An 18,452-nucleotide genomic window follows, 5' to 3' on the forward strand; every position below is an offset into this window, starting at 1 on the left:
GGGAGGGCACACGAACCATGTGCCGAGAGACGAGCAGCGACATGTGGAGCGCACGCCTCAGCGATGGCACTGGCCGTATATCACTTCACCGGCGATTTGCGACATTGACCGAGAGATATACCAGGTGAGGTGGACCGACACTGGTTAAAGCGTAATGCATTGCGACACACCGGGGGCCGGGCCTCTCGAGATCGCGATGGAGGGAAGCTTGGTCGAAGTTTTCCGATTCGGGTGGCGGCTAGGCCGCGAAGGGTCAAGGGGTCGGCTACGGAGAGGATCGCAGCCCTGACTCCTCGAGGTACGCTGAGGGAATGGGGGTTCCGAAACGGCCGACTTGGATCGCGCTCATTGGCGTCGCATTCGCTCTGCCCATGGCGTGCGGCAGGAGCGAGAACGCCGATCGTCCGGCTGCGAGCGGCGGGACATCGAGCGGTGAGACATCGGGCGGCGGCGGTGAGGCCGAGGCCGGGGAACCCGGGGCCGTAGGAAACGGTGGGAACGGAGCCGGCGGTCATGCGGGGACAGGCGGAGAAGGCGGCGCTCCAGCACCTGGAACGGATGACTGCGTCGAGGTGAGCCGGCTCGTCACCGAGGTCACGGACAGCCTTCTCCCTGCAATCCTCGGCCGCATCCCCGGAGGCTTCGGCACGTGCGAGGCCGAATCGTTTGGCTCGGGCTCCGGTGTGTCCCGGAACGTCTGGCTCCTCGGGACGGACGAGAACGCGTGGATGGCGCCGTCGATCCCGTCTCCGTCCGACGTCGGCCCTCCGATCTCGCTCGCGGTGGCCGGGAGCGCCGCCGACCCGCTCTTCATCCTCTCCCGTGCACGGGACGGGCTCGGCTACGAGACCACGCTCGTGGCGCAGGCCTTCCTGGCGAGCGGCGAGCCCGCCTCGGAGCCCGAGGAAGTGCTCGACATCTTCCATCGAGCGACGTCGAGGAACGCGGTGGCGGTCTCGGCGGATGGAGAACGCGTGGCGGTCGGGAATGGCCATCCGGGCACGACGGTCCCGCACTTTGCGCTGCTCGACAAGAAGGCTCACAAACTCGGCGAGGCGCAGCTGTACGAACACGAGGACAGCCTCGTCTTCGACTGCTTCACGCTCACGGGCACCGAGCACGGAGCTCTGGGGAGCGTGGTCGATGTGAACTCGAGCACGCTTCACATCGTCGAGCTCGATGCGACCGGGGAGGCTCGAGCGGTGATCGATTGGCCGATGCCCGACACGCTCTCGTGCCCGGCGGTCTCCGTGGACCCGACCGGAATCTATTTCTCCTTTCATGACAAGCTGCCGGACGCGGGGCCCCGAGGGCTCACGGTGTACCGCCTCGCGCCCGGCGCGCTGAGCCAGGTGGCGCGGCTGCCCCCCTCCGACGCGGTTCCAGTCTACTCCTGGGTGGCCGGCGGAGCTTCGCCCCTCGTCGAGCTCCGGAGCTCGAGCGGATCCACGTTCGCCCGCTGGAAGGACGACACCCTGATCCCGCTCACGGGCGGACCCTTTCCAGCGGCGCGTACGCCTCGTATCCCGTCGACCGAGGGGCGCATCTTTCTCACGCAGGAGGAGGCGGGCCAGCTCCAGATCCGCGAGATCGTCTGCGGAGCCGTAGCGCCTTGAGCGCCCGCACGCCGCGCCCCGGCGCGCGGCGCCGACGCGAAGAGCGCGTCACGCGGACGGCAGCACGGCGAGATCGACCAGGATCCGTCGGAGCTCCTCGACCCGCTCCTTCTCCAGCGGCTGCAGCGGGGCCCGGAGCGGCCCGACCCGGGTGCCCATCAGCTCGAGGGCCGCCGAGATGGCGCGCGGCAGGCCGTGCGCGACGATGAACTGAAGGAAAGGCAGCTGGCGGTAAAAGCACCTCCGCGCGGCGTCGAGGTCGCCGCGCGTCACCGCGTCGTAGAGCTCGACGGTGAGGCGAGGGATCACGTGCGGGGCCGCCGTGCACCAGCCGCGGGCCCCGGCCACGAACGCGGCGAGCGCGAGCGGATTGCTCCCGTTGTAGAAGGCCACCTGGTCGCCGCAGAGCTGCACGAGCCGGTGCATCCGGTTCACGTCCCCGGTGCTCTCCTTCACCATCGTGACGTTCGGGATGCGCAGTAGCCGCGCGATCGCGTCGGGGCTCAGGTCGATGCCGCCCGTCGCCGGGTTGTTGTACACCGCGATCGGGATGGAGACGGCCTTCGCGACGGCCTCGAAGTGCGCCACGATCTCCTTGTCCGAGAGCTTCCAGTAGCTCATCGGGATGATCATCACCGCGGTGGCGCCAGCCCGCTCCGCGTACTTCGCGTGGCGCACGGTCCGCTCGGTGGTGAGGCTCGACACGCCGACAAGGGTCGGCGCCCGGCCGGCCACGCGCCTGACGACGAGGTCGGTGACGGCCTCGCGCTCCTCGTCCGAGAGGTACGGCAGCACCCCGGTGCTGCCCAGCGGCGCGATCGCATGCACGCCCGCGGCGAGCATGTCGTCGACGATGCGCCCGAGGAGCTGCTCATCGACGCGCCCGGCCTCGGTGAACGGCGTGATGGGGTAAGCGACGATGCCACGGAGAGGGGATGTCATCGCGCGCCTCCTTCCGCCTCGTGGTGCTTGTCGAAGAGCAGGTCGGCCCGGCCCGGCACCTCCTCGCGCAGCGCGACCCCGCCCATGTTCTGCAGCGCCGGCGCGTTCTCGCAGGCGAGGTAGCGCGCCCGCCCCTCTCCGGTGTTGACGTGGTTGTGCCAGGCCCACACCGGGACGTAGATCGCGTCCCCCTGCTTCCAGTCGACGCGCTTCCCGCCCACGTACGAATAGCCCTCTCCCTCCAGAACGTAGAGGATCGTCTCGTACGTGTGCCGGTGCCGATTCGAGGATTGCCCCGGCTCGAGCCAGCCGATGGTCACGCTGATCGCGTGCGACGGGAGATCCACGAAGAAGACCGGGTGCTTTCTCGCCCTCGAGTAGGCGTCGCGATGCCCGTCCGACTCGACCGCGGGGTGCGCGAGCCGCTCGGGCATCACCACGCGAGGCCGCGGCGGCGTCTTGTCGAAGTCTGCTGAATGAAACCGTTCGCCCATGTCTGCTCCTTGTCGGCGCGAAGAGCGCCTTGCGCAGGAGAAGGAATAGCGCGATGCTGGACCCATGGGAGGCTCCAGAACCAACATATCGACGGGTCCAGCTGGTCGCCCGTGGCGCTTCGACCTGGCGCTCGACGGCGGCGCGTCGGTGCCGCGCCAAACCCAGCTGAGCCGCGCGATCGTCCAGGAGATCCAGCGCGGGCGGCTCCTGCCGGGGGCGACGCTCCCGGGCAGCCGGACGCTCGCGGCCCAGCTCAAGGTCAACAGGAAGGTCGTCGTCGCCGCCGTGGGCGAGCTGGTGGCCCAAGGGTGGCTCGAGGCGCTCCCCGCCCGCGGCACCCGGGTCGCGCTCAACCTGCCGACGCTCGCCGTCGCGGACGCCGAGGGCCGCCGCTCCGTCGGCGCGGCGCCCGCCCAGCGGCGCGCCGCCGTGATCGCGGTGAGCGACGGAGTCCCCGACGCCCGGATCGCGCCCGTGGACCCGCTCGCCCGCGCCCAGCGGCGCGCCCTCCGAGCGCTGACCCGGACGGGCCTCGGCTACGGCGACGCCGCGGGCGATCCCGTGCTCCGGGATGTCCTTGCGGGCTTCGTCAACCACGCTCGCGGCCTCTCGTGCTCCTCGGAGGAGGTCGTCCTGACGCGCGGCAGCCAGGGCGCGCTGAGCCTGTTCGCGCTGGCGATGCTGGAGCCCGGGGACGTCGTCGCCGCCGAGCACCCCGGCTACGCGCCGGCGTGGCGCGCCTTCCGGCTCGCCCGGGCCGAGGTCGTCCATGTGCCCGTCGACGCCGAGGGCCTTCGCACCGATGAGCTGGAGGCGCACGCCAAGCGGCTCAAGGGGCGCCTCAAGGCCGTGTACGTGACACCGCACCATCAATACCCCACGACCGTGGCGATGTCCGCCGAGCGCCGGATGCACCTGCGGCGGATCTGCGAGGCTCACCGGCTCTACATCGTGGAGGACGACTACGACTACGAGTACCACTTCGAGGGCGCGCCGCTCTTGCCCCTCTCCGCGACCAAGGACCTCTCGTCGCGCTGCGTCTACGTCGCCTCGCTGTCGAAGCTCATCGCCCCCGCCCTGCGGCTCGGATACATCATCGCGGACAGGTCCGTGGTCGCGCGATTGAGCTCGGTCCGTGAGCTGCTCGATCGTCAGGGAGACGTCGTCCTCGAGCGCGCCGTGGCCGAGCTCATCGAGGACGGCGAGGTCCAGCGTCACGCGCGGCGCGCCCGGCAGCTCTACCGCGAGCGCCGTGACCACCTGCTGGAGCAGCTCGCGTCGCGGCCGCCCCTACGCGCCGCGCTCGCGTGCGATCCGCCCGGCGGGGGACTGGCGCTCTGGCTGCGCCTTCGCGGCGTGACCGCGGAAGAGCTGGTCCGACGCGCGCACGCGCGCAACCTGACCCTCACGCCGGGGTCTGCGCACGTCGCCGACGGGTCTTTGCCCGCGTTTCGCTTCGGCTTCGCGGCGCACACCACCGACGAGCTGTCGACGATCTGCGACACGCTGGAGGCGTGCCTCGAGCCCGACTCCGGCGCGAAGCGCCGATGATCGGCGCGGGGGCGCGCGACGCTCTCCATCTCACGCTCATTCCATCGAAGCTCCTGGCCCGGGGGAGTTCGACGCCCACGCGCATGCAGGGTGGGATTCCTTCACCCCCACACACCGCACGCCTTCCCGACACGCACACACAGCCATCCGCGCCAATCCCGCGGCGCCCCGCGCCCTCGACTCGATCTCCTTTGCCGCGCGGCGTCGGCGCGCCTGCGCGCGTCGGTCGTGATCAGGGATAGCCATTGATTCGAAAATGCTGTTAGCCTCAAATCCTCGCCCGTCATCACCCCGGATCCCACGAACGGGAGGGAGGAATCATGCAATCGAATGTCAAGCTCGCGCGCTTCCATGCGCGCCTCGCCGTCGCTGCGGCCGCTTCATTGGGCACGCTCGCGACGAGCGATCTCGCGCGCGGCGCGCCGTCGTACACCCTCTTCGAGAGCGGCCAGGTCCGCCCCCTGGCCATGTCGCCCGACGGCAACTTGCTCCTCGCGCTCAACACGCCCGACGGCCGCCTCGAGGTCTTCCGGGCCCACCAGGGCGGCCTCTCCCATCGCGCGTCGATCCCGGTGGGCGTCGAGCCGGTGGCGGTCGCCGCGCGGACCAATGACGAGGTGTGGGTCGTCAATCACCTGTCCGACAGCGTGAGCGTCGTCGAGCTCGACCCCGGGGGCACCGGCGGGCGCGTGGTGCGCACGCTGCTCGTCGGCGACGAGCCGCGCGATATCGTCTTTGCCGGGCCGGGACGGCGCCGCGCCTTCATCACCACGGCGCATCGCGGCCAGAACGTCCCCTTCGACCCGCAGTTCACGACGCCCGGCGTCGGCCGCGCCGACGTGTGGGTCTTCGACGCGAACCACCTCGGCGCGTCGCTCGGCGGCGACCCGCTCACCATCGTCACCCTGTTCACCGACACCCCCAGGGCGCTCGTCGCGACGCCGGACGGCAAGCGCGTCTACGCGGCGGGCTTCCATTCGGGCAACCGGACGACCGTCGTCAACGAGCAGGTCATCCCCGACGGTTTCGGGCCCGGCGGGACGCTCGGCCCGTCGACCAACGCGCAAGGCTTCCAGGCGCCGGAGGTCTCCGTCATCGTCCAGCACGACGGCGCGCACTGGAAGGACGAGGCCGGGCGCGACTGGGACGACGTCATCAAGCTCTCGCTGCCCGACAAGGACGTGTTCGCGATCGACGCGATGGCGAGCCCGCCCAAGCAGGTCAGCGGCCCCGCCGGCTTCTTCACCGGCGTCGGCACCATCCTGTTCAACATGGCGGTGAACCCCGTCAACGGGAACGTCTACGTCTCGAACACCGAGGCGCTCAACCTGCAGCGCTTCGAGGGGCCCGGCATCTTCGCCGGCAGCAGCCTGCGCGGGCACCTCCACGAGAGCCGGATCACCGTCCTCGGGGGCGGCTCGGTCGCGCCGCGGCACCTGAACAAGCACATCGACTACGCGAGCTGCTGCGCGCCGGTGCCCAACGCGGAGAGCAAGAAGAGCCTCGCCCAGCCCACGGGCATGGCCGTCTCGCCCGACGGCGAGACGCTCTATGTGGCGGCGCTGGGCTCGAGCAAGGTCGGCGTCTTCAGCACGGAAGCGCTGGAGGACGACACGTTCGTCCCCGACCCGAGCAGCCACATCCCGGTGAGCGGCGGCGGCCCGACGGGGCTCGTGCTCGACCACGCGCGGCGCCAGCTCTACGTGATGACGCGGTTCGACAACGGCATCTCGATCATCAACACCAAGAAGCGCAAGGAGGTGGCGCACGTCACGATGTTCACCCCCGAGCCCCCCGCCATCGTGAACGGCCGGCGTTTCCTCTACGACGCGGCGTTCTCCTCGAGCCACGGCGACTCGTCGTGCGCGAGCTGCCATATCTTCGGCGATTTCGACAGCCTGGCGTGGGACCTCGGCAACCCGGACGCCCCCGTGGAGCCGAACCCGGGTCCGTTCGGGAACATCACGAATTTCTTCACCGGCGAGCCGATGCCGACCGACTTCCACCCCATGAAGGGCCCCATGACGACGCAGAGCCTGCGCGGCATGGCCAACCACGGGCCCATGCACTGGCGCGGCGATCGGACGGGCGGCACCCCCGACGCGCCCTCGGCGCAGCCCGACACGGGCACGTTCGACGAGCGCGCGGCCTTCAAGAAGTTCCGGCCCTCCTTCATGGACCTGCTCGGGCGGCACGAGCTCATCCCGGAGGCCGACATGGAGGCCTTCACCGATTTCATCCTCAAGGTGACCTACCCGCCGAACCCCGTCCGGAACCTCGACAACTCGCTGACCCCCGCCCAGCAGCAAGCCGAGGACTTCTTCAACAACGTCGTCGTCGACATCACCGAGCGGTGCGGCGACTGCCACGCCGTGAACCCCGCCGCGAACCCGGAGTCCGACGCCCCCGGCTTCTTCGGCACGACGGCGTTCACGACCTTCGAGTTCCAGCCGATGGTGCTCAAGATCCCGCACCTGCGCAACGCTTACCAGAAGGTGGGGATGTTCGGCGCGGAGCTCCCGCTCTCGAACACCTTCGACGATTTCCCGTTCATGGGAGACCAGGTGCGGGGCTTCGGCTACATCCACGACGGGACGTTCGATACGATCTTCAGGTTCCTCCGGGTCTCGGATTTCTCGGATCAGTTCGTGACGCCGTTCGCCGAGAACCCGACGGGTATCCCGGTCACGCCGGAGGGCGACGCGCTCCGCCGCGGGCTCGAGTCGCTCATCCTCGCGTTCCCGACCAACATGGCGCCCATCGTGGGCCAGCAGATCACGCTGACCCGCCACAACGCGCACGTCGCGGCGCCCCGCATCCACCTGCTGCGTTCGCGCGCCGACGCCGGCGAGTGCGATCTCGTCGCGAGGACAACCCTGCTCGGCCGATCGCTCGGCTATCATTATTTGGGCGGCGGCTACTTCTCCGCCAACCGCAGCGCCGCCCCGCCGCTCAGCGAACCGCTGCTCCGGTATCTGGCCGTCGTGACCGGCCGGGAGCTGACGTATACCTGCATGCCGCCAGGCTCCGGAGAGCGCGCGGGGATCGACCGCGACCTCGACGGCTTCCTCGACGGCGACGAAGAAGACGCCGGCAGCGATCCCGCCGATCCCTCGGACACGCCCTGATCCGCGCGCGGACGCGCACATCGTCGCCCATCGCCGCCTAGCGGCCCGTCACCCGCGCCGCCTGCGGCTCTGGCCCGTTTCCTGAATCGCTGCGCACGCCTCGACGCGGCGGGGATCGACCACGGCCATGACGTAAGCGTGGCCACCGGCGGCCGTCCTGCGATAAAGAGGGCAGACTCATCAGGAGAGTCTCGCCATGCAGCCGTTCCTGGACTCGCACGCCCCCCCTGCCGGCACCTTGCTGGCCGCGCCGATGGACATGCCGCGTTTCCTCGCCGCGGCGGTGCGCCTGGCCCTGTCGCTCGCGGAGCTGCACAAGGACGGCTCGATCCATGGACGGCTGTCGCCTCGCAGCCTGCTCGTCGGGGAGGGCGGTGACCCGCTCCGCATCGTCGCCCCTCCGGCCGGCGCTCTCGACCGAGAGCAGCTCGTGGCGTACGTGCTCGCCCAGCCGGAGCTGTTTCCGTACATATCGCCCGAGATCACGGGGCGGATCAACCGGCCGATCGATCACCGCGCCGACCTGTATTCGCTGGGGGCCATCTTCTACGAGATGATCTCGGGCGCGCCGCCGTTTCAGGCCAGCGACCTGCTCGAGTGGACCCATTGTCACGTCGCCCGGCGGCCACGCCCGCTCACGGAGGTGGCGCCGGCGACACCGCCTCTCGTGTCCGAGATCGTCTTGAAGCTCCTCGCCAAGATGCCCGACGAGCGTTACAGGACGGCGCGCGGGCTCGCGCACGATCTCGAGCGGTGCGCCGCCGCCCTGCGCGAGGCGGGCGACGTCGCGCCGTTCGCGCTCGGCGCTCGCGACACGCCGGATCGGTTCCAGATCCCGAGGACCCTCCTCGGGCGCGACCGCGAGATCTCCGCGCTGACCGGCGCGTTCGAGCAGGTCGTCTCGACGGGAACGCCGGCGCTCGCGCTGGTCACCGGCCCCTCGGGGATCGGCAAATCATCGCTCGTGCGCGAGCTGCTCCACCACGTCGTGAGGGCCCGCGGGTCGTTCGCCTCGGGCAAGTTCGATCAGTACAAGCGCGGTATCCCGTATTCCACGTTCACGCAGGCGTTCGGAGAGCTCGTCCGCGGGCTCCTGACCGAGAGCGAGGCTCGCCTCGACGCGTGGAGGGCGCGCTTGCTCGAGGCGCTCGGCCGGTACGGTCAGCTCATCATCGACGTCATCCCCCGGGTCGAGCTCATCCTCGGGCCACAGCCGCCCGTGGAGCGGCTGCCGATGAGCGAGGCGGAGCACCGCTTCGTCAGGACGTTCCAGCAGTTCGTCGGCGTCTTCGCCGCCCCCGATCACCCGTTCGTCCTGTTCCTGGACGACCTGCAGTGGGCGGACGCCGCCAGCCTGCGGCTGCTGCGGCGCCTGCTCGATCCGGCGCCGTCGCGCCCCCTGCTCATCCTCGGCGCCTACCGCGATGGCGAGGTCGGCCGCTCGCACCCCCTGACGGCCATCGTGGAGGAGCTGACCGCCGCGGGCGCGCCGGTGCGCCGCGTCCCCCTGGGGCCGCTCGCCGCCGCCGACGTGCGCGCGCTGGTGGCGGCCACGCTCTCCTGCGATCCGGAGGCCGCCGCGCCCCTCGCCGAGCGCGTGCACCTCGCGTCGGGCGGCAACCCGTTCCTCTCGGCGCAGGCGCTCACCGCGCTGCACAAGCGCGGGCTCGTGCGCTTCGACGGCGGCGAGGGCGCATGGCGGTGGGATCTCGCCGAGATCGACGCGAAGGGGCAGCTCGGCGGCGCCTCGGACCTGTCGGCGAGCGCGCTCGAGCGCCTGTCGAGCGAGGCGAGGGCAGCGCTGCGGCTCGGCGCGTGCATTGGCGACGAGCTCGAGGTCGCCACGCTGGCGCTGCTCGCCGGGGCGCCGGAGGAGGCGCTCCGAGAGCACCTCCGGGAGGCGGCCCGGGAGGAGCTCGTGACGCTCGGACAGCGCACGTGCGCGTTCGTGCACGATCGGGTGAGGCAGGCGGCCTACGCGCTGATCCCCGAGGAGAAGCGCGCGGCGGAGCACCTCCGCATCGGGCGGCTCCTTCTCTCGGCGGAGGCGCCGGAACAGAGCGTCTTCGCCGTCGCCACCCAGATGAACCTGGGCGCGGCCCTGATCCGCGAGCGGGGCGAGCGGGCGCGGGTCGCCGCGCTGAACCTCGACGCGGGGCGAAGGGCCAAGTCCTCCGCGGCCTACCGGCCGGCCGCGGACTACCTCGCCGCCGGCATCGCGATGCTCGCGGAGGATTGCTGGGAGACGCAGCACGAGCTCGCGTTCGCCCTGCACCTCGAGCGCGCCGAGTGCGCGCAGCAGAACGGCGACCTCGACGAGGCGGAGCGGCTCTGCGCCCTCCTCCTCTCGCACGCGAGGACGCTCCTGCACAGGGCGCCCGTCTACCGGGTGAAGATCGAGATCTGCACGAGCCGGTTCAGCCCCGACACGATGCCTTGCATCCTCGAGTGCCTGAGCGCCCTCGGCGTGGGCGTGCCCGAGCGCCCGAGCGACGCCGACGTCCAGGCCGCGTTCGACAAGGTGTGGCGCGCGCTCGGGGATCGCCCCGTCGCGTCGCTGATCGAGCTGCCGCCGATGGCCGACCCGGAGAGCCAGGCGGTGATGAGCACGCTGGCCGTGACCTACGTCGCGACGTGGTTCATGGACGAGAACGTCGCGCACCTGACGGCCAGCTGGATGGTGCACCTCAGCATGACGCGCGGCAATGCGGACGCGTCGGCGCTCGCGTACGGCGGCTTCGGGATGTCGCTCGTGCAGCGGTTCGGCGATTACAAGAACGCGGTTCGCTTCAGCGAGCTCGCCTACGATTTCGCCGAGCAGCGCGGATCGATCTATTTCCTGGGCGTCGCGGCGGACCTCCACGGGGTCATGATCTCGCCCTGGGTGCGCCCGTTGCCGGTGAGCCTCGAGGTCATCCGGAGGGGCCTTGGCGCGGCCATCGAGTCCGGAAACCTCATCTTCTCGGCCTTCCTCGCCCTCGGCACGGTGTCGCACGGCCTCGCGCGGGGGGAGCCGCTGGAGGAGCTCTATCGCGCGAGCGAGGCGCGGATGGAGACCGTGCGGGCGGCGAGCTTCGCCATGGCCGAGCGCTGCCTCGTCGTCCTCCAGCGCTTCATCAAGAACATGATGGGCCAGACGAGCGGTCCGCTGACGTTCAGCGGCGACGGCTTCGACGAGGCGGAGTTCGTGGAGCGGCTCGCCGATGGGAGCTCGCCGCTCGCGGCGCTCTGGTATCACGTGGCGCGGCTCCAGGCGCGCTTCCTCGTCGGCGAGCTCGACGAGGCTGCCCGGGCCGCGGCGGCGGCGCAGGAGATGTACTGGGCGAGCGTGCTCCAGATCCTGGTGCCGGATTATCACTGCTATGCCGCCCTCACCCTCGCGGCGAGCCCCGCCGATCCCGAGGACCCCCGGAGGAGGCGCGAGGCCCTCGCGATGCACGAGGCGCGCCTCCGCGGCTTCGCGGAGAATTGCCCCGAGAACTTCGCGCACAAACATGCGCTGATCCAGGCCGAGATCGCCAGGATCGAGGACCGCGCGCTCGACGCGATGGGGCTTTACGAGCGCGCCATCGGCGCGGCCCGGGAGGGCGGCTTCGTGCAGGACGAGGGCCTCTGCGCGGAGATCGCCGCGCGCTTTTACATGGCGCGCGGGGCCACGACCGCGGGGCTCGGCTACCTCGGCGTGGCGCGGGCGTGTTACGCCCGCTGGGGCGCGGCGCTCCTCGTCGACAGGCTCGATGAGCGGTACCCGGAGCTCCGTCAGGCGGCGATCGGCGCGCCCCAGCGCGCCGCGGGCGACCGCAGCCGGCAGCTGGACACGCTCGCCGTCGTGAGGGCGCTCCAGGCCATCTCCAGCGAGATCGTCCTCGACAAGCTCCTCTCGAACCTGCTCCGCGTCGTCATCGAGCACGCGGCGGCGGAGCGATGCCGCCTGCTCCTCGTCCAGGATGGCCAGTTCACGCTGCTCGCGAGCGCCTGCGCCGAGCAGCCGGTGGAGATCCAGCGCCTCGCGGAGGGGGGCTCGCTGCCCGCGGGCTGCGTGCCGATGTCCATCGTCAGCTACGTGAAGCGGACGGGAGAGCACGTGATCCTGGACGACGCGTCCGAGGGCGGCCATTTCGCGACCGACGAGTATGTCGCGCGCCGCCGGACGAAGTCGGCGTGCTGCGTGCCGATCACGAGGCAGAAGGCGCTGACAGGCATCCTTTATCTGGAGAACGATCTCACGAGCGGCGCGTTCAAGGCGGACCGGCTCGCGCTGCTGGATCTCGTGGCGAAGCAGGCGGCCATCTCCGTGGAGAACGCCCTTCTTTACGAGGGGCTCGCCCGCGAGAACGGCGAGCGGAAGCGGGTGGAGGACGAGCTGCGCGCGCAGCTCGAGATCGTCGTGCGCCAGGAGGACGCGATACGGGCGCTGTCGACGCCGATCATCGAGGTGTGGGACGGCGTCGTGACGATGCCGATCTTCGGGGCCATCGACGGGCAGCGCGCGGCGCAGATCATGGATGTGCTGCTGACGACGATCACGCGCAAGCACTGCAGGTTCGCGATTTTGGATCTCACCGGCGTCGAGGTCGTCGATACGGTCACGGCGCACCATGTGATCTCGGTGATCCGCGCGGTCGAGCTGCTGGGGGCTCGGGGCATGGTGGTCGGGCTCCGGGCCGAGGTGGCGCAGACCATCGTCTCGGCCGGCGTGGATCTCACGCGCATCAAGACGCTCGGGAACCTCCGGCAGGCGCTCCAGGTCTGCATGCGGGCGTCGAGGCGCTGAGGCGGCCCGGGCGGCTGGCCTCTGCCTCTCGCTGGCTGGAGGCGCCGAGGCGCGCCTTGTGGCCGTGCTCCGCGACGAGCTCGCGGCTCGCGAGGGGGTCCGGGTCGATCCGGAACCGAAACGGAGGGCCTCGCGAGGGGGTCCGGGTCGATCCGGAACCGAAACGGAGGGCCTCGCGAGGGGGTCCGGGTCGATCCGGAACCGAAACGGAGGGCCTCGCGAGGGGTCCGGGTCGATCCGGAACCGAAACGGAGGGCCTCGGAGGGCCCCTTGGAGAGGTGGCGACGTGCCGACACCCCCTCGCCAGGGGGGCGGATCGGTTCGGAACCGAAACGGAGGGCCTCGGAGGGCCGCCCGGGGAGGTCGCGACGTGCCGGCACCCCCTCGCGAGGGGGTCCAAGTCGATCCGGCACCTCAACGGACGGCCTCGGAGGGCCGGCCGGGGAGGTGGCGACGTGCAAGCGCCCCCTCGCGAGGGGGTCCGGATCGATCCGGAACCTCCCCGGGCGGCCTCGATTGCCGTCAAACCCTGATCCTCACACCCCGCCTGCACGGGGACGCCGCTCACGAGCGCCGCGCCCCACCTCCCTCACGCCCCGCCGCCACCCCAGCTCACGCCACCAGCCCCGGCAGCGCCCCGGTGCACACGCCGGGGATCCCGAACGTCGTCACGTCCTCCAGCCCCATCGCATTGCACACCGACACGAGCAGGTTGTTGTGCGGCAAGTCCGCATACTTGATGTAACGCCCCATCTTGAAGTACCCGCCCGCGCCGCCCGCGAGCACCCACGGGATGTCCCTGTACGTATGCGTATTGCCGACGCCGAGCTCGTTCCCCCACAACAATAGCGTGCTATCGAGCATCGAGCTGCCGTCCACCTCCTTGGCGAGCGCCAGCTGGTCCAGCACGTAGTTCACCTGCTCGCTGTGCCACCGGTTGATCTTCACGAGCTTCTCGTTCGCGACCGCGTCGTCGTCGCCGGCGTGGGACAGCTCGTGGTGCTCCTCGTTCACGCCGATCCAGGGATAGTATTGCCAGCTATCGGCGTTGGCCCACATGAACGTGGACACGCGGGTCATCCCGCAGATGTGCGCGAGCAGCATGAGATCCATCTGCAGCCGGCCGACCTTCGGGTAGTTCTCCATCGCGCGCGTGTCGAACTTCTCCGGCATCTCGAGCGGCGTGCACGAGACCCCCGAGCTCTGCAGCCGCTGCTCGATGTTGCGAATGCCGCCGAGGTGCGCCTCGAGCCGCGCCTTGTCCTCCGAGCTGACGCGCGCCTGCAGCCGGCCGATATCGTCCTTCAAGAAGTCCAGCACGCTCTGGCGCTCGGCGATCAGCCGCTGGAGCTCCGTGTCGGACAGGTCCGCGTTGGCGAAGATGCGCGCGTACATCTGGAACGGGTCGTCGACCGCGATGTTCGGCTGGTTCGCGCCGCGGTACGAGATGACGCGGAGCGGCTCCTGCCCCTCGATGCGCACGCCGAACTCGAGCGACGGAAACTGGCTGTTGCCGCCGATCCGATTGGCGATGTACTGATCCACCGAGATCCGATCCGCCCAGCCCGCAGGCCCGCCCGCGCCGGTGAAGCTGCCGGCGAGCAGCGAGCCGCCCGTCAGCATCGCGCCGGGGCCCTTCATGTGCGGGCCGCCGGGCTTGTTCGCGCTCGGCACCCCGAGCTCGTCCTCGACCGTCGAGTTCATGTGCACGCCCTTGAGCACCAGCATCTTCTGCTTGTGCGCCTCGAGGGGCTGGAGGATCGGGCCGAGCGACAGCGGCGCTTCGTGCGCGTCCCCCGGCGGGAAGAACGCCGACGGCACCGTGCCGTTCGCCGAGAAGATGCCGATGAAGCGCTTCGCGACCGGCTGGTTCGCGTCCTGTCCGAACACGGTGGCGCTCCGCCAGATGGGGCTCGTCAGCGCGACGGTCAGGGCGCCCAGCCCGCCGAGCAGCTTGCGGCGGCTGATCTGGGTCCGGAGGTCGATCGGGCCTTTGCGGTTCATGGCATCTCCTGCGTATCGATCGGGCGGCGGTAGAGGAAAGCGTCCGTCTCCACGACGGCGCGGGGCAGCGCGTTCAGGTCCTGACCGGCGGCCCTGAAGGTCTCGAGCAATTGCTCCATCGAGCACCCATCCATGCCTTGCTCGAAGCGGGCGATCGCGAAGCGGAACCACTGGCGCGCCACGCACTCTTCGACCTCGGTGCTGCCGGCGAGCCTCTCGCCGAGCTCCGCCACGCCCACGAAATCGCCGTTCATGTCGCGGGTGGCGACGACCTTGCCGCTCGCGTCGACCGGCTTGCCGCCGTCGAGCTCGCGGTAGCGGCCGAGCGCGTCGTAATGCTCGAAGCCGAAGCCGATCGGGTCGAGCAGCTGGTGGCAGCCGGAGCAGCTCGGGTCCACCTCGTGCTGCGCCAGCCGATCGCGGGTCGAGCTGCTCGCGTCGACCTCGGGCGGCTTGGGGATGTTGGCCGGCGGGGCCGGCAGCTGCTGGCAGAGCAGGGCCTCGCGCACGAACCTCCCGCGGTAGATCGGCGAGCTCTCGGCGGGCTTCGCCTGGACCGCGAGCAGCGCCGGGAGCGTCAGGATGCCGGACGCGGTGCCGTCCGCGCGCTCGAGCGCCTGGAAGGCGTCGCCGCCGGTGACGCCGTAATACCCGCCCAGGTCCTTGTTGTAGAAGACCGTCGTCGAGGTGAAGAGCGCGCGCAGCGCGCCGCCCTGGTCGTGGAGCACGTGGTCGAAGAAGGCGTCGGCCTGCCCGCGCAGCGACTCGCGGAACGACCGCGATTGCCACTCGGGGAAGGCGCTCTCGTCCTTCACCACGCCGACAAGGCCGTTCAGGTGCGTCCAGCTGCCGAGGAAGCGGTGGAGGAGCTCTTTGCCGCGCTCGTCCTCGAGCATCCAGCCGACCTGCGCCGCGACGCCCTCCCGGGTGGTCAGGCTGCCGTCCTCGATGGCCTCGTTCAGCCGGGCGTCCGGCAGGGTGCCCCACAGCGTGTAGGAGAGGCGAGCCGCCACCTCGTGCGGAGAGAGCTTCACGGCGCGCTCGCTCACCTTCTCCGCGGTGCCGATCTCGACGCGGTAGAGGAAGCGCGGCGATTGCAGCATCCCGCGGAGGAGCATCTCGATCCCGTGCTCGTAGCTCGTCTCCGCGCCGACGCCGAAGAGCCCGAGGTGTCGCTCGATGTCCGCCGCGTCCGTGATCGGCGCGCGGTAGGCGCGGGCGCCGAAGCTCACGACCATCTGGCGCGCGCACGCGCGCGGCTCGGCGCCGGCCCCGCAAGGCGCGATGGTGCCGAGCCGCGCCGGGTCCGAGGCGATCGCCGCGGCGATGACGTCCGCCGCGGCCTGGAAATGCTCGAGCTCGACCTGCGTCACGTCGGGCTGCACGAGGCCGAACGCCGACGCCTCGATCGCGGGGCCGAGCGCCGCCTCCAGGCCGGGCACGTCGCCGACGAGGTCGCGCACCGTATTCAGGTACTGCTCCCGCGAGAGCAGGCGCATCGGCGACGGCCCCGGATCGACGACGCTCGCGTCGCACGCGAGCGTCTCACCGGGGGTCACCGTCCCCGGGCCGCCGCCGCTCGAGCTGCCGCTCGTGCCGCTCGTGCCTTCCCCGGGCGGCGCGCCGTCGACACCGCCCAGATTGCCGAGGCACGCCGACAGCGCGAGCGCCAGGGCGAGCACGCCCACGCTTCCGTGGATCGTGGATTTATCGATGAATAACGTAGTCATTCAGGGCTCCGCTCGGGGCTGCTGGCGACTCCGGGTGGGTGGGAGTCCAGCGAGGGAGCGATCACCTTTTTCGTCATCGAGGCGTGGAGGCGCCTCGATGGGGTGCGAAGAGGTGTGTCTTCGGTCGACGAGCTCCGACCCGATCCCGGGGAGCGGCTCGGCTCACGGTCCTTCGATGCGGCAGCACACCCCGCAGTCGTAGGCGTCGAGCAATTCGCGCCCGGCGCACTGGGCCTCTCCGCATTCGGTGCCCTGCAAGGCGCCGCAGCTCGGGAGGCATTCGCCGGCGACCTCGATCGAATGCGGGGGATCGCACGGCGTGTCGTTGCCCGGCGGCTCATCGCCGTCCGGCGTGAAGTACAGCCGATCCAGCCGGACGCCGTCGGCGGCGTTCGCGAGGACGAGCTCGTGAGCCCCGGCCGCGAGGGAGAAGCGGAGCGGCTCGCCGTAGCGGGTGTCGTCGTGGAGGTCGTCCCAGAACCAGATCTCGCCGACGCTGATGCGCCAGAGGGTCCACGCTCCGCCGTCCACCTGGAACCAGAAGCGGTTGGCGATCGCGTCCGGCGCGTGGATCCGCCCCCAGATCACGTATTCTGCCGCGCTCGGCGCCTCGAAGCGGTAGCGAGCGCGCGCGGGCCCCGGCGCCTCGCCCGAGCTCATCCCGTCGGGGGGCGAGAGGAAACGGCCCCCGGAAGCGCGGCTGTCCTCGCCGACGGTGAAGCCGCCGGTCAGCTCTCCGAGCTCCGCCTCGACGTACGAAGATCCGGAGACGACCGGCGCCCACGCGCCGACCGAGGTGATCTCCGCGTCGCACCCGGAGGCCGCGAGGCAGCCGAGCGCCGCAATGCGAGCGGCCGACCAGCGCTTCACGGTTGATCCAGGAGCCGCTTCAGCTTCGCGCTGTGGGGGCTCCCGGGATACTGCTTGACGAAGGCCTGAGCGCGCCGCTTCGCTTCCTGCACATTGCCGCGCGAGGCCAGCACCTCGATGGCGAGCACCTCGCGCTCCTGCCGGAGGACGCCGTTCGGGAACTGCGCGCGCAGGCGCTCGAGGGTCGCCGCGGCCCCCGCCGCGTCTCCGGAGCGCAGCTTGGCGCGCGCTTCCGTGAGCAGCGCGCTCTCCGCGCGCAGCAGATCGGTCTCGGTCGGCTTCGGTCCGCTCGGCCTCCGGCCCGGCTCCCCCGCAATCGGAGCCTCCGGCCGCGGCTCGGGGCGCGGCGCCGGCTCGGCCGCCGTTGCGACCGGCGTCCGCGGCTCCTGCGGCGCCGCCGCCGGCGCCTGCGGCGCAACCGCCGGCGCCTGCACCGGGCCCGCCGAGCGGCTCGGCGGCGGCTCGGTCGACGACGAGAGCGCCCAGTACCCTCCGCCGAGCGCCAGGCCGCCGCCCACGAGCAGCGCCGCTGCCTTGATCGACAGCGCCGACGACAGGAGCGAGCCGGCGACCGCCTTCTTGGCGGCCGCCGCGCCGGAGCCCGCCGTGACGCCCACGGCCGCCGCCGCCGCGAGCTCGCCCGCGATGCCGCGCCACGCGCGCTCCTTCGCGCCCTCGGGCGGGCCCACGTGGCGCACGCTCCCCAGGAGCTCCCGCTCGAGCGGGTCCGCGCCGCCCTTGGCGCTCAGCAACCGTTCCGGATCCCCCATCACACCGCCTCCTTTCGGCCCGTGCCCTGTGCGAGGGCGAGGCGCTTGACCTCGCGCGAGAACGCTTCGCGCGCCAGGCGCAGGCGCGAGCGTACGGTGCCGACCGAGATTCCCAGCAGATCTGCGATGTCCTGGCCGGACATCTCCTCGAGCTCGAACAGGACGAACACGAGGCGCTGCGGCTCTGGCAGCTTGTTCAAGATGGCCTCCGCCTCCTGCGCGCGCTGCCGCGACTCCGCGCTCTGCGCGAGCTCCTCGGACGCGCCGCCGTAGAGGTCCATCTCCGCGGCGTCCGTCGTGACCTCGCGCCGGAACCGCGCGGAGCGCCGGTAGTCGCTCGCCACCCGCTGGCAGATGGCGAAGAGCCAGGTCGTGACGAGCGAGCGGCCCTCGAACTCGGGGAGCTTGAGGTGCGCGGTCAAGAACACCTTTTGCGCCAGATCGAGCACGTCCGCCTCGCGCACGCCGAGGCGCCTGAGCGAGCACCAGACGAAGTTGAAGTGCGCGTCATAGAGGGCTCGAAAGCTGGGGTCCGGTGTGCTCATGCCCGTGACGTCCGGCGACCTGCTCAG

Annotated in this window: 11 protein-coding genes; 4 read left to right on the forward strand and 7 right to left on the reverse strand. The window is 71.0% G+C overall.

Annotated features, from left to right (window positions below; all coding sequences use genetic code 11):
• The first annotated feature begins 572 nt into the window (after nucleotides 1-572).
• Nucleotides 573-1,616, forward strand: a complete 1,044-nt coding sequence (locus WME83_RS03960) for a hypothetical protein (RefSeq protein WP_437317915.1) — start codon at nucleotides 573-575, stop codon at nucleotides 1,614-1,616.
• A 48-nt stretch (nucleotides 1,617-1,664) separates the two neighbouring features.
• Here WME83_RS03960 and WME83_RS03965 read toward each other — a convergent pair whose 3' ends face one another.
• Together WME83_RS03965 and WME83_RS03970 are read right to left on the reverse strand one after the other, a co-directional pair.
• The gene (locus WME83_RS03965) at nucleotides 1,665-2,558 is read right to left on the reverse strand and encodes a dihydrodipicolinate synthase family protein (RefSeq protein WP_437317916.1); all 894 of its coding nucleotides are present in this window, start codon (nucleotides 2,556-2,558) and stop codon (nucleotides 1,665-1,667) included.
• Nucleotides 2,555-3,052: a cupin domain-containing protein gene (locus WME83_RS03970; RefSeq protein WP_061628827.1), complete on the reverse strand. Its 498-nt coding sequence runs from the start codon at nucleotides 3,050-3,052 to the stop codon at nucleotides 2,555-2,557. The genes WME83_RS03965 and WME83_RS03970 overlap by 4 nt, the downstream gene beginning before the upstream one ends.
• Before the next feature lie 64 nt (nucleotides 3,053-3,116).
• Here WME83_RS03970 and WME83_RS03975 point away from each other — a divergent pair, with 64 nt between their 5' ends.
• The 3 genes from WME83_RS03975 (at nucleotide 3,117) to WME83_RS03985 (ending at nucleotide 12,506) form a co-directional block, all read left to right on the forward strand.
• Complete coding sequence (locus WME83_RS03975; protein ID WP_437317917.1) at nucleotides 3,117-4,604, forward strand: PLP-dependent aminotransferase family protein; 1,488 nt, start codon at nucleotides 3,117-3,119, stop codon at nucleotides 4,602-4,604.
• Between the two features lie 320 nt (nucleotides 4,605-4,924).
• Nucleotides 4,925-7,732 (forward strand): YncE family protein, encoded by a 2,808-nt coding sequence (locus WME83_RS03980; protein WP_437317918.1) that lies wholly within the window; start codon nucleotides 4,925-4,927, stop codon nucleotides 7,730-7,732.
• A 196-nt stretch (nucleotides 7,733-7,928) separates the two neighbouring features.
• On the forward strand, nucleotides 7,929-12,506 hold the full coding sequence (locus WME83_RS03985) for an AAA family ATPase (protein ID WP_437317919.1): 4,578 nt from the start codon (nucleotides 7,929-7,931) through the stop codon (nucleotides 12,504-12,506).
• A gap of 612 nt (nucleotides 12,507-13,118) precedes the next feature.
• On the opposite strand, the gene WME83_RS03990 is transcribed toward WME83_RS03985, so the two are convergent.
• From WME83_RS03990 to WME83_RS04010, 5 genes are all read right to left on the reverse strand, one after another.
• Nucleotides 13,119-14,510, reverse strand: coding sequence for a DUF1552 domain-containing protein (locus WME83_RS03990; protein WP_437317920.1), 1,392 nt, complete (start codon nucleotides 14,508-14,510; stop codon nucleotides 13,119-13,121).
• The gene (locus WME83_RS03995) at nucleotides 14,507-16,240 is read right to left on the reverse strand and encodes a DUF1592 domain-containing protein (protein WP_437317921.1); all 1,734 of its coding nucleotides are present in this window, start codon (nucleotides 16,238-16,240) and stop codon (nucleotides 14,507-14,509) included. Before WME83_RS03995 ends, WME83_RS03990 begins: the two co-directional genes overlap by 4 nt.
• Before the next feature lie 162 nt (nucleotides 16,241-16,402).
• Nucleotides 16,403-17,110 (reverse strand): hypothetical protein, encoded by a 708-nt coding sequence (locus WME83_RS04000; RefSeq protein ID WP_437317922.1) that lies wholly within the window; start codon nucleotides 17,108-17,110, stop codon nucleotides 16,403-16,405.
• Nucleotides 17,107-17,880 carry a tetratricopeptide repeat protein gene (locus WME83_RS04005; protein WP_437317923.1) on the reverse strand — a complete coding sequence of 258 codons (774 nt, stop codon included), beginning with the start codon at nucleotides 17,878-17,880 and terminating at the stop codon, nucleotides 17,107-17,109. The genes WME83_RS04000 and WME83_RS04005 overlap by 4 nt, the downstream gene beginning before the upstream one ends.
• A complete protein-coding gene (locus tag WME83_RS04010) occupies nucleotides 17,880-18,425 on the reverse strand; it encodes an RNA polymerase sigma factor (RefSeq protein WP_437317924.1) in 546 nt (181 codons plus the stop codon). The genes WME83_RS04005 and WME83_RS04010 overlap by 1 nt, the downstream gene beginning before the upstream one ends.
• Between the last annotated feature and the right edge of the window lie 27 nt (nucleotides 18,426-18,452).

The sequence above is a fragment of the Sorangium sp. So ce385 genome (assembly GCF_051474135.1).
GTDB lineage: Bacteria > Myxococcota_A > Polyangia > Polyangiales > Polyangiaceae > Sorangium > Sorangium cellulosum_D.